Source organism: Pseudonocardia sp. (genome assembly GCF_025465255.1).
In the GTDB taxonomy this organism is placed as follows: Bacteria; Actinomycetota; Actinomycetes; order Mycobacteriales; family Pseudonocardiaceae; genus Pseudonocardia.
The window spans coordinates 146,915-159,123 of the sequence record NZ_JAODNI010000121.1; the positions used below are offsets into that span (position 1 = coordinate 146,915).

General features: G+C 73.2%; 10 protein-coding genes and 1 pseudogene. 2 read left to right on the top strand and 9 right to left on the bottom strand.

All coding sequences use genetic code 11. From position 1 onward, the window contains the following. Positions 1-22 precede the first annotated feature (22 nt). Both lspA and JWP64_RS14970 read right to left on the bottom strand, forming a co-directional pair. Entirely contained in the window at positions 23-577 is a 555-nt protein-coding gene (gene lspA, locus JWP64_RS14965; RefSeq protein ID WP_297496798.1) for a signal peptidase II, read from the bottom strand. A gap of 7 nt (positions 578-584) precedes the next feature. After that, positions 585-2,099, bottom strand: a complete 1,515-nt coding sequence (locus JWP64_RS14970; protein WP_297496800.1) for a potassium/proton antiporter — start codon at positions 2,097-2,099, stop codon at positions 585-587. Positions 2,100-2,557: 458 nt separating this feature from the next. Here JWP64_RS14970 and JWP64_RS31525 point away from each other — a divergent pair. Beyond that, positions 2,558-2,866, top strand: a pseudogene (locus tag JWP64_RS31525) (sensor domain-containing protein); the annotation flags it as partial. A gap of 136 nt (positions 2,867-3,002) precedes the next feature. Beyond that, positions 3,003-3,146: a hypothetical protein gene (locus JWP64_RS14975; RefSeq protein WP_297496802.1), complete on the top strand. Its 144-nt coding sequence runs from the start codon at positions 3,003-3,005 to the stop codon at positions 3,144-3,146. Between the two features lie 126 nt (positions 3,147-3,272). On the opposite strand, the gene JWP64_RS14980 is transcribed toward JWP64_RS14975, so the two are convergent. The 7 genes from JWP64_RS14980 to JWP64_RS15010 all read right to left on the bottom strand — a co-directional run bounded on the left by JWP64_RS14980 (position 3,273) and on the right by JWP64_RS15010 (position 12,178). Continuing rightward, positions 3,273-4,031, bottom strand: a complete 759-nt coding sequence (locus JWP64_RS14980) for a class I SAM-dependent methyltransferase (protein WP_297496804.1) — start codon at positions 4,029-4,031, stop codon at positions 3,273-3,275. A 155-nt stretch (positions 4,032-4,186) separates the two neighbouring features. Next, positions 4,187-7,336: an isoleucine--tRNA ligase gene (gene ileS, locus JWP64_RS14985; RefSeq protein ID WP_297496805.1), complete on the bottom strand. Its 3,150-nt coding sequence runs from the start codon at positions 7,334-7,336 to the stop codon at positions 4,187-4,189. A gap of 300 nt (positions 7,337-7,636) precedes the next feature. Further along, the gene (locus tag JWP64_RS14990; RefSeq protein WP_297496807.1) at positions 7,637-9,376 is read right to left on the bottom strand and encodes a hypothetical protein; all 1,740 of its coding nucleotides are present in this window, start codon (positions 9,374-9,376) and stop codon (positions 7,637-7,639) included. Between the two features lie 81 nt (positions 9,377-9,457). After that, a complete protein-coding gene (locus tag JWP64_RS14995; RefSeq protein ID WP_297496809.1) occupies positions 9,458-10,336 on the bottom strand; it encodes a DivIVA domain-containing protein in 879 nt (292 codons plus the stop codon). 46 nt (positions 10,337-10,382) lie between these two features. Further along, positions 10,383-10,670, bottom strand: coding sequence for a YggT family protein (locus JWP64_RS15000; protein ID WP_297496811.1), 288 nt, complete (start codon positions 10,668-10,670; stop codon positions 10,383-10,385). A 3-nt stretch (positions 10,671-10,673) separates the two neighbouring features. After that, the gene (sepF, locus tag JWP64_RS15005) at positions 10,674-11,390 is read right to left on the bottom strand and encodes a cell division protein SepF (protein ID WP_297496813.1); all 717 of its coding nucleotides are present in this window, start codon (positions 11,388-11,390) and stop codon (positions 10,674-10,676) included. A gap of 53 nt (positions 11,391-11,443) precedes the next feature. Beyond that, a complete protein-coding gene (locus JWP64_RS15010; RefSeq protein WP_297496815.1) occupies positions 11,444-12,178 on the bottom strand; it encodes a YggS family pyridoxal phosphate-dependent enzyme in 735 nt (244 codons plus the stop codon). Positions 12,179-12,209: the final 31 nt, after the last annotated feature.

Genomic DNA, 12,209 nt, shown 5'->3' on the forward strand with positions numbered 1-12,209 from the left:
GGGAACGGGGAGCTGGCGGAGGTCACTCACTGGAGACGGCTTCTTCCTTGGTGGTCTTCGTGCCGTCGAGCTCGCGCCCGAGCAGGGCCATCAGCACGAGCAGGATCCCGCCGCAGACGATCGAGGAGTCCGCCAGGTTGAACACCGGCCATACCGAGCCGTCCGGCGCGAAGAGCGACACGACGTCGACGACGTGGCCCTGCAGCGGGCCGGGCGCGCGGAACAGCCGGTCCGTCAGGTTGCCCAGCGCGCCGCCGAGGACCAGCCCGAGGGCGAGCGCCCAGCCGGTCGAACGGAGCTTGCGGGAGATCCGGACGATCACCACGACGACCGCGACGGCGATCAGCGTGAGCACCCATGTGTAGCCCGTGGCCAGCGAGAACGCCGCGCCCGGGTTGCGCACGAGGATCAGGTAGACGGCACCGCCGAGGAGCTCGACCGGCGGGCGACCCTCCAGCTCGGCGACGGAAAGGGTCTTGGTGAGGATGTCGAGCCCGAGGATCGCGACCGCGACGACGGCGAGCAGCAGCACCCTCTTCGGCGGGAGATCGGGGGCTGTGTCGGGCTCGGCGGTCACCCCACGATTATGCGGGCGCGCCCGGGCTGCCCGGTCGCCGGGCCTTCGGGTCCGGGTCGGTGTCCCTCCAGCGGACCAGCGCACCCCCGCGGTCGACGGCGCGGAGCCGTTCCTCGGCGCGGGCGCGGGAGGACGCGGTGGCGACGACGAGCAGCTGGTCCCGTTCGCGCAGCCGCGTCTCCCCGTTCGGGGTGAACGCGGCCTCGTCCCGGACCACCAGACTGACGATGGCTCCGCTGGGCAGCCGCAACTCGCGCAGGTAGACCCCCTGCAGCTTCGACCCGACCGGGATCCGGACCTGGAGCAGGCTGGCGCCGAGCTCGTCGAGCGGGGCGGCGTCGACGCCCATCTCCTGCGGCTCGCTGCCCTTCGCCACCCCGAGGAACCGGGCCACCCAGGGCAGGGTGGTGCCCTGCAGGAGGGTGAGGAAGACGACGAGGACGAACACGACGTCGACCAGCCGCTCGCCGCCGGGCGCTCCCTCGACCAGCGCGATCAGCGCGAGCACGATGGGGACCGCGCCGCGCAGCCCCGACCAGGACAGGAACACCTGCTCCCGCCACGGCAGCCGGAACGGCAGTGCTGCCGCAACGACGGACAGCGGCCGGGCCAGCACCAGCAGGACGCCCGCACAGATCAGGGCCGGGACCAGCGCGTCGACCAGCCGGGAAGGGCTGGAGTAGAGGCCGAGCAGGACGAACAGGCCGATCTGGGCGAGCCAGCCGGTGCCCTCGGCGAACGACACGACGCCGCCGCGGTGCGGGAGCCGCGAGTTGCCGAGGACCAGCGCGGCGACGTAGGTGGCGAGCAGCCCGGACGCGTGCAGCAGCTGCCCGCCGGCGAACGCGAGCACGCAGACGGCCATCGTGGCCAGGGGGTACAGGCCGGTCGACGGCAGCGCCGCCCGCCGGAGCCCCCAGGCGCCGCCGAAACCCAGGGCGAGCCCGATGAGCCCGCCGGCCAGCAGCTCGTAGACGACGAGCGCCGGCGTCACCCAGGTGATCGCCTCGGTGGACGCGAGCAGGATGACGGCCAGGACGACCGGGGCGTCGTTCATTCCGGACTCGAGCTCGAGGGCCCCGGCGAGCCGCGGGGAGACGCCGACCCCGCGGAGCACGCTGAACACCGCCGCCGCGTCCGTGGACGAGAGGACCGCGCCCCAGAGGAACGCGACCCGCCAGTCCAGGCCGAGGAGGTAGTGCAGCGCGGTGCCGGCCACCCCGATGCTGACGGCGACGGAGATCGTCGAGAGGCCGATGCCGATGCCCAGCGACGGGCGGACCGCCTCCCACCGGGTGGTCATGCCGCCTTCGATCAGGATGAGGACGAGCGCGGCGATCCCGATGTTCTCGGTGAGCCGGGCGTCGGAGAACTGCAGGCCGAGGACGGCCTCGCCGAGCAGCATGCCGATGGCGAGGTAGAGCAGGAGCGAGGGCAGGCCGAGGCGAACGGACACCCGCACCGCGATGACGCCGAGCAGCACCACCCCGGCGACCGCGCCGAGTACGACCTCCAGACTCATCCGCACCCCCCGCGCGATCGTATCGGCGCAGGTCGGAAGCACTTTCGGCGGGTTGGGAGGGTCGGCCCGGTCACGTTCTGCCCGGCGATGGCTGGGTCCGGCGCCGGCCGGGTGGGCGATGATCTCCCCATGACGCGGAGGCGAGGGTGGGCGCTCCTCGCGGCCCTCGCGCTACTCGCCGTGACGAACGTGTTCGTCGTCCCCCGCTGGCCCCTCGCCGTCGTCCCCTGGAACCTCGCGGTGGCGGCGGCGCTCCTGTCGCTGGCCCGGCGCGCGGGGTCGGGTGGGCGGAGCTCGGGCTCGGGGGCGGTCTGCGCCGGGGGCTCGCGGTCAGCGGGCCTCGGACGACTCTCCCTAGGGTCGTTCCCATGTCCACCGCACCGATGATCCCTGCCGGGACCCTTCCGACGGGCCCGTTCACGCCGGGTCCGGTCACCGGCCGGCGCAGCGGGTTCGAGATGCCCCGGCCCACCGATCCGGTGCACGCCCTGCTGGCCCCGGCGACCTGGCTCGGCGCGGCCCATCTGCTGCTCGACGTCGTCCTCGGCGGCGCGACCGCGCTGATCGTGGGGACCGGCCTGGTGGCCTCGGTCCTGCTGTTCCCGTTCGCCCTGCTCGGGCTGCCCGTCTGGCTGCTCACCGGCTGGGTCGGCTCCGGCCTGGCCCGGCTCGAGCGCGCCCGCTACGCCCTGCTGCTCGGGGAGCGCTTCGACGGCCAGCCGATGCCGGCGCGTGAGCGGAACCCGCTGCGCTACGGCGAGGCGATGCTCCGCGATACACCGGAACCGGGCTGCGCAGCACGTCGATCACCGGCGACACCACGTACGGCGACATCACGCTGGCTCTCGCGGTCGAGCCGCGGCACGTCTGCTGGCCTCGAACGGCGGCGACGTCGACCTGGGTGTGCCGGCGGGGCGGTCCTACCGGGTCGACGCGGTCTCGGTGACCGGCCACGCGGGCCGGATCTCGGTCCCCACGGACTTCGGCGCGGACGCCACCATCCGGGCGAGCACCGAGACGGGCGACGTCACAGTGCATCCCGCCTGACCCACCCGCCTCGCACCGCCCGCGAGTCGTGCTCTGAAACCCCGCGAGTCGCGCTCCCACACCCCCGCGAGTCCCGCTCTGCAACCGCGCGAGTCGGGCCGGGGCGGGTCTGGAGCGCGGTTCGGGTCAGGGCCGCCAGACGAGCGTCGCCGCGGTCCTGGTCCGCGGTGGAACCTCGGCCAGGGCCGCCTCCACCTCCTCGGCCCGGGCGTCGGGCAGGCACAGCCGCCGTGCCACCCACGCCGGGTCGTGCGGCGGCCGCCGGATCCGCTCCCACCGCGTCACCTCGGGCTCGACCCCGAGTTCGCGGAGCACCGCCGCGGCGTCCTCGGTCGTCGCGGACGGCGGCCGGTGCAGGTCGTGGAAGCGCACCCACAACGGATCCAGCCAGGCCATCGGATGCTCGGTCATCATCTCCACGACGACGCCGCGCCGGGCCGCGGCGGTGAGCGCGGCAACGAACGGCGGCAGGTCGACCACGTTGTGCAGCACGTGATGGCACGTGACGACGTCCGCGCTCCCGGCGTCGGGGGCGACGTCCGGCCAGCGCCCGAGGACCGTCCGGAAGGGGATTTCGCGGGCCCGGGCGCCGACGGCGAACAGATCGAGCATGTCCTGCTGCTGGTCCGCCCCGGTCACCTCGGTCACCGGCCCGACCAGGGCGAACGCCGCGTCCCCGCCGCCGCAGCCGACGTCGAGGACGCTCCCGGCGTCGCCGAGGAGCGCCAGCCCGGCGTCCCGCGACGGGGTGTCGGACGGGACGTCGGGCGCCGTGAAGTCCTGCGGATCGTGCACCCAGGGGCTCACCGGAGCCTGCGCGAGGATCTCCGGCGGGACGGCCCGCCCCTCCTGCAGCTCGGCCCACCGCTCCGCGGCACCGCCCATCGGTCCTCCTTCAGAGCCCGGTGAGTCGGGAGACGACCGACGCCCCGCGAGCCCGCGACTCACACTGTCCTCCCGCCTCGCGCGCCGGCAAAGCCCGACTCGCCCGGTCCCGGACCCCGACTCGCGGGGTCTGAGAGCGCGACTCGCGGGTGATGTCAGGCGCGGGTGACGTGCACCCCGACCTCGGCGGCGGCCGAGTCCGGGGCCGTGACCGAACCGGTGGAGGTCGGCTCCGGGACGGCGGCGTAGGACACCGACGTCGCCAGGACCTCGCCGGACACGAACTTCTCATGCGTCCGGACGGCGTCGAGCACCGGCTCCGGACCGTCGAGGACCAGGTCGATCCGGTCCGAGACGTCCAGGCCGGCGTCCCGGCGGGCCTGCTGCACCGCGCGGACGACGTCGCGCGCCGTGCCCTCGGCCGCCAGCTCCGGCGTGACCTCGGTGTCCAGGACGACCAGGCCCGTGTTGCCCGGCAGCGCGCTGGTCGAGGCCGGGTCCGCGGACACGAGCTTCTCGGTGAACTCGCCCTCGAGCAGCTGGATGCCGCCCGCGGTCACCGTCCCGTCCGCGTTCGACGTCCAGTCCCCGGCCTTCACCGCCTTGATCACCTTCTGCGTGTCCCCGCCGAGCCGCGGACCGCAGGCCCGGGCGTTGACCGCGACCTCGAACCGGCCGTAGCTCGCGACGTCGTCGGTCAGGACGACCTCGCGAACGTTCACCTCGTCCCGCAGGATGTCCGCGAACGGCTCGAGCACCGTCGCATCCGCGGACGCGACGGTCAGCCGGGCCAGCGGCAGCCGGACGCGCAGCTTGCGCGCCTTGCGCAGGGACAGCGCGGACGACGCGACCTGGCGCACCCGGTCCATGGCCGCGACCAGGGCGTCGTCGTGCGGGAGCTCGTCGCGGGCCGGCCAGTCCGCGAGGTGCACGGAACGACCACCGGTGAGCCCCTTCCAGACGACCTCCATGGTCAGCGGCAGCAGCGGCGCGGCGACGCGCGCAGTCACCTCCAGGACGGTGTGCAGCGTGTCGACGGCGTCGACGTCCCCGTCCCAGAAGCGGTCCCGCGAGCGGCGCACGTACCAGTTGGTGAGCACCTCCGCGTGGTCCCGGATCTGCTCGCAGGCGCCCGCGATGTCGTAGACCTCCATCGCGGCGGTCACCCCGTCGACGAGCGCGGCGGTCTTGGCCAGCACGTACCGGTCCAGGACGTGGGGCGAGTCCGTCCGTGTGATGCCCTTGCGCCCGGCCGCCCCCGCGTAGAGCGACAGGAAGTACCAGGTGTTCCACAGCGGCAGGATCGCCTGCCGGACGCCCTCGCGGATGCCCTGCTCGGTGACGACCAGGTTCCCGCCGCGCAGGATCGGGCTCGCCATGAGGAACCACCGCATGGCGTCCGAACCGTCGCGGTCGAAGACCTCGTTGACGTCCGGGTAGTTGCGCAGCGACTTCGACATCTTCTGGCCGTCGTCGCCGAGCACGATGCCGTGGGCCGACACGTTCTCGAACGCCGGGCGGTCGAACAGGGCCGTGGCCAGCACATGCAGCGTGTAGAACCAGCCGCGGGTCTGGCCGTTGTACTCGACGATGTAGTCGCCCGGGTAGTGGTGGTCGAACCAGTCCGCGTTCTCGAACGGGTAGTGCACCTGGGCGAACGGCATGGAGCCGGACTCGAACCAGCAGTCGAGCACCTCGGGCACGCGGCGCATGGTCGACTTCCCGGTCGGGTCGTCCGGGTTCGGGCGGGTGAGGTCGTCGACGTAGGGCCTGTGCAGGTCCGTCGGGCGCACGCCGAAGTCCCGCTCGAGCTCGTCGAGCGAGCCGTAGACGTCCGTCCGCGGGTAGCGCGGGTCGTCGGACTGCCACACCGGGATCGGGCTGCCCCAGTAGCGGTTGCGGGAGATGCCCCAGTCCCGGGCACCCTCCAGCCACTTCCCGAACTGACCGTGCTTGATGTGCGCGGGCACCCAGTTGATCCGCTCGTTGAGCTCGACCATCCGGTCCCGGAACGCCGTGACCTGGACGAACCACGAGTCGACGGCGCGCTGGATGAGCGCGTTCCCGCACCGCCAGCAGTGCGGGTACGGGTGGTCGTAGGTCTCGTGCCGCAGCAGGACGCCCTGGACGTGCGGCGACCCGTCCCGGAGGTCACGGATGATCTTGGGGTTGGCGTCGAAGACCTGCTGCCCGGCGTAGGGCGGCACCTCGACCGTGAACTCGCCGCGCGAGTCCACGGGGACGACGGCCTCGATGCCCGCCGCATCCGTGACGGCCTTGTCCTCCTCACCGAACGCCGGCGCGATGTGCACCAGGCCGGTGCCGTCCTCGGTGGTGACGTAGTCCGCCTCGAGCACGACGTGCGCGTTCTCCCGGCCGACGAAGAAGTCGAACGGCGGGGTGTAGCGCGTGCCGAGGAGCTCGCGGCCGGTGTAGTGCCGCAGGACCTCCGGCTCCTCCCCCAGCTCACGGGCGTAGGCGGCGACGCGGGCGGCGGCGATCACGTACTTCTCCCCGTTCGCGGCGAGGAGCACGTAGTCGACGTCCGGGTTCACCGCGACGGCGAGGTTCGACGGGAGGGTCCACGGCGTCGTCGTCCAGACGAGAGCGAGGGCGTCGTTCAGCTCCGGGCCGTCCGAGGCGAGGCGCAGGCCGACGGTGACGGCCGGGTCCTGGCGGTCCCGGTAGACGTCGTCCATCTTGGTCTCGGTGGCCGACAGCGGGGTCTCGCAGCGCCAGCAGTACCAGAGCACCCGGAAGCCCGAGTAGACGAGGCCCTGGTCCCACAGGGTCTTGAAGGCCCACATGACGCTTTCCATGTAGTCCAGGTCGAGCGTCTTGTAGTCGTGGTCGAAGTCCACCCAGCGGGCCTGGCGGGTGACGTACTCCCGCCACTCCCCGGTGTAGCGCAGGACGGAGGTGCGGCACGCCTCGTTGAACGCGGCGACGCCCATCTCCTCGATCTCGGACTTGTGCGTGATCCCGAGCTGGCGCTCCGCCTCGACCTCGGCGGGGAGGCCGTGGGTGTCCCAGCCGAACCGGCGCTCGACCCGCTGCCCGCGCATCGTGCGATAACGCGGGACGACGTCCTTGACGTAGCCGGTGAGCAGGTGGCCGTAGTGCGGGAGGCCGTTGGCGAAGGGCGGGCCGTCGTAGAAGACGAACTCGTTGGCGCCGTTCTCACCGGCCGGCCGGGCCTCCACGGATGCGACGAACGTGTCGTCGGCCTCCCAGAAGTCCAGCACCTCGCGCTCGAGTGCCGGGAACGACGGATGCGCCGGGACGGCCGGATAGCTCTCGCTCATGACGGTGGTGCTCCTCGTGCGGCGGAGGGTGCTCATGCCTGCACGGGGACGACGAGACGGATCTCGCCGCGGTACCACCCCGCTTGCCGGGAACTGCTGCTCCCGGCCTCTCGACGACGGCTGTGACGGGCCGCTCCCGTCCGGTTCTACTCCCCCGGCCTGGGCAGGGGTTTCTTCCGGAGGCTCCCCGGTGATGGCCGGATCGGTGCCTGTGGTGATGCGTGAACTACCTGCTGATGCTAGCGCGGGGCCGCGACCGGTTATTCCGGCGGCCCCGCGCCGACGCCTGCGGCGGTCCGCTCAGCGGACCTCGGCCGAGTGCCGGCGGGCCAGCATCCGGTCCGGGGTGCACCATCCGCACGGCGTGAAGCCGAGTTCGACGGCCTCCCGTGCGGGGATCGGGATGACCGGCCGTCCGGGCAGGGAGCGGCAGCCCGCCAGGTGGTAGCGGGGCTGTTCGTCGATGACGAGGACCTCGTCCGGGAGTTCCGCGACCAGGGCCGCCGCCTCCGCGTTCCGGGGCTCCTCCGGGGCCTCGCCGTCCGGTCCGGCCGGGGGCAGCATGCCGCCCTGGGCCCCACCGTGGACGCCGTTGCCCTCCTGGGCTCCGCCACGAGGGCCACGCCCCTCCTGAGCCGGCCCGCCCTGACCTGCGGGAACCTGGCCGGCGGGACCGTTCTGACCCGGACCGTTCTGACCCGGACCGTTCTGACCGGCCTGGCCCACGACCTGCCCTGGCGGGACCTGGCCGCGCGGACCGTGGTCCGCGCGGGCCTGACCTGCAGGCGGCCGGGTCTGGCCGCCCGAAGGCGAGCTCGGCGCGGTCCGGCCCTCCGGCCCCGCCGCCCGGGTCGTGACGGTCGGGCCGTCGATGTCCTCGGGCGTGGCGGCGGGGCCGTCCTCCGCGGGACGGTCGGCGGGCGCGTCCGCGGCGCGAGCCGACTCCTCGACGGGCGTCCGGCCCTCGGTGGTGCCGCGGCCCCTGGCGCCGTCGGAGAAGCTGGCGAACAGGTCCGCCCCGCCCAGCGACGCCCGGTTCGCCGTGGATGCCGTGGACGTCGCGGCCTCCTCGTCCGCGGGAGTTCCGGCGGACGGACGGTCCGCGCTCGACGAGCCGGGAACCGTGGTGTCCGAGCCCGCGCCCTTCGTGTCCGTGGCGAGGCTGTTCCTCCGAGCGTCGCGCGCGGGGTCCGCCGGAGAGCCGGCCGCCTCGGGCGCGTCGGCACCCGTGCCCGCGGCCGTGAGTGCGCTGTCGGGCTCCGCCGGTTCCGGCTTCTCGTCGGACTTCTTCGCCGCGGCCGCGGCCGCGAGTCCCGCGCCCGCCGCGACGGCACCACCGACGACCCCGGCGGCCACCTTGCCTCCGGAGGGCCCGCGCCCGGCGTCGTCCGCCACGGAGGCGTCCGAAGTGGCGTCCGAGACGGCCGGAGCACCCGTGGGAGGCTCCTCGGGCCCACCCACAGGTGTCTTCGGTGCGTCGCCGTCGGACGGCGCATCGGTCACGCCGTGTGACAAAGGTTCATTCGTCCGAGTGTCACCCTCGACAGCGCCGGACGGCGGGCCCGCTGAGCCGGGCGGTTGCACGACCGGCATCACGGTCGTCGCCTCGCTGTCCGCACCGGCGGCGAACACCGACGAGCCCCGGGCCGGGGAGGACGTGTCCGCCCCGTCCGTGGAATCCGCGACCGCGGCCTCGGGGGTGGCGGGCTCGTCGGACACCGGCGGTCCGCCCGGGGCCGGAACCGCCGGGAGGACCTCGGTGACCGGCTCGTAGTAGTCCGCAGGAGCCCTGCCGACCGGCGGCGAGCCGGGCGGCGGCGTGGACGGGGCCCGGACGGCCTGCGGTGCGGCGGTGGCCGCGCCGGTCTCCGAACCGGCCTTGACCGCCGAACGCCGGTGCCACCAGTCAACGAGCAGGGACACGGCGGCCGCGACACTCACGGCCACCGACACCCAGGCCCAGATCACGCTGCCCGAGAGCAGCGCGACGACCAGCAGCCCGAAGGCGATCAGGACGAGGATCAGAACCAGCAGCAGCACGATTCACTCCGTGTGCGGCGGTGCGGCACGCCGTGGTGACAGCATGACCGCCCGCCCGCGTCGATCTGACTGTCTGCGGACTCAGCTGCCGGCGTCGGCACGCTGGCCGTAGCCGGAGGCCGCGTAGCCACCGTTCGCGCCGGACCGGCCGGCGTCGGACGGAGCGGCCGAACCACGACCCTCGAGGTCCCGGAGCTGGGACTCCAGGTACGTCTTGAGCCGGGTCCGGTACTCGCGCTCGAAGGTCCGGAGCTCATCGATCTTCTTCTCCAGCACGGACTTGTCCCGCTGGATGGCACCGATGACCTCGGTCTGCTTGCGCTCGGCGTCGCCGACCAGCGTCGCCGCCTTCTCCCGCGACTGCCGCTCGAGCGTCTCCGCCCGGGTACGGGCGTCGTTCAGCATGGTCTCGGCACGCGAGCGTGCCTCGTTGACCAGGCCGTCCGACTTGGTGCGGGCGTCGGAGAGCAGCTGCTCGGACTTGGTGCGGGCATCCGCCAGCATCGAGTCCGCCTCGTTCTTGGCCTCGGCGGTGAGCCGGTCGGCCATCTCCTGGGCCAGGCCCAGGACCTTCGCGGCCTGGACGTGGTGGTCGCCACCTCCGGGCTCGGAGTCCGCCATCGCCGGCGCGGGCGCCATGCGCTGCGGCTCCGGGCGCTGCGGGGCAGGCGGCTCGACCGCACGCTGCATCTGCTGCGTGGGTGGGGGCCCGTTCTGACCCCCCATGCCGCCACCCTGCGGGCGCGACCTTGCCTCCTCGAGGTCGGCCTGGGTGTTGCCCAGGCGTTGCTCGAGCTCAGAGACCTGCTCGCGCAGGTCCTCGTTCTCCTCGATCAGTCTCGCGAGTTCGGCCTCGACGAGGTCGAGGAATGCATCTACCTCGTCCTCGTTGTACCCCCGCTTACCGATCGGGGGCTTGCTGAACGCGACGTTGTGGACGTCAGCGGGCGTCAGCGGCATCGGATCACCTCATGCAGTCCTCGGCGGCAGACCGGGTGACTGGGGCTCACACCGGTCTGGCAATGCTCATCAGTATGAACACCACCAGCAGTAGAACCATAATCGACAAGTCCAGTCCGACGCCTCCTATGCGGACGACGGGAATCACTCTCCGCAACAACTTGACAGGAGGGTCGGTCACGGTGAACACGACCTCGAGCGCCACGGCGGTGTGTCCGGCGGGCGCCCACTGGCGCGCGAACGAGCGCACGAGTTCGACGACGATCCGGCCCACGAGCAGCAGCCAGAAGAAGAAGAGGACGTAGTAGATCAGGAAGAGCACGGCGGTCGGCACGACTCAATCCTGACGGAAGAGGCCCCGCTCCGCGAGCTTCCGCGCGTCGTCCGCGGAGACCTCCACGTCGGCCGGGGTGAGAAGGAACACCCGGCTCGTGACCTTGTCGATCGAACCTCGCAGCGCGAAGGCCAGACCTGCGGCGAAGTCCACCAGGCGCTTCGCCGCGGCGTCGTCCAGCTCGGTCAGGTTCATGATCACCGGGACGCCGTCGCGGTAGCGCTCGCCGATCGTCCGGGCCTCGTTGTAGCTGCGCGGCTGCAGCGTCGTGATGCGCGCCAGCGCGGCCGCGCCGCGGTCCCGCTGCTCGGGGACCGGAGCCGGCGCGGGGACCCGCTCGACGGGCCGGAGGGCCTCCCGGACGGCCGGCTCGCGGACCGAGTCCGGATCGACCGCGAGGGCGCCGCGGACCGCCGGTGGAGTGGGCAGGGACATGCCTCCGGAGCCCCGGACGGGCTCCCGGTCCCGCGCCGACCGGACGGGCTCGCGCGCCGACCGGCGGCTCCAGTCCGTCCCGAAACGGCCGTCGACGTCCTCGGGGGACTCCGTTCGGCCGCTTCCGTACTCGTCGTAGTCGCCGTAGCGGTCGTCCGGATCGGCCCAACGGTCGTCCCGGCGGGGACGACGGGGCTCCGGGAACGCCTCGGGGTCCTCGGCGTAGTCCATCTCCTCGGCGGGAACCATGCCGAAGTAGGCCTTGAGCCGGTACATCGCGCCCATCGCGCGCTCCCCTCGTCGACGCCTCGCCCCCGCTGCAGCCCCCGCGTTGGCGATCACCGCGAGGTTAACGCCCGCTCCCCCACAAGGGCCGTTCCGACACGCACCACCGTCGATCCGTGACGGATCGCGACGTCCAGGTCACCGCTCATCCCGGCCGAGAGCTCGCGGGCCCCGGGGTGCTCGGCGCGCAGCCGGGCGGCCGCGGCGGCGATCGCGGCGAACGCCCGGTCCGGCTCGGATCCCAGCGGGGCCACGGCCATGAGGCCCCGCAGCTCGAGCCCCGGCAGGCCCGCGACGTGCGACGCGAGCTCCAGCAGCCCGTCGTCGGCCACTCCCCCGCGGGCCGGGTCACCGTCCACGCTGTACTGGATCAGGACCGGCAGGACCGGCTCGGCGCGGGTGCCGTCGTCGTGCGCCTTGCGGGTCGCGGCGTCCACCGCGTTCGCCAACCGGGCCGAGTCGAGCGTCTCCAGCCGCGTCACCCACGGGACCACCACGCGTGCCTTGTTCCGCTGGAGGTTGCCGACGAAATGCCAGTGCGGTCGGGCCTGCGGCCGGAGCCCGGCGACCTCCTCCACCTTCGCCGACGCCTCCTGGGCGCGGTTCTCGCCGAACGAGTCGAGCCCGAGGTCGATCAGCGCCGCGACGTCCGCGGGCGGGACGGTCTTGGTCACTGCGAGGAGCGCGACCTCCGCCGGGTCCCGCCCGGCCGCGGCGCACGCCTCCGCGATCCGGGCACGCACGTCCGTCAGCCGGCGTCCGAGGTCCGCCCGCCGCTCGTCACTCACGTTCTCCACCTGCACGCATCCGACCCTACGG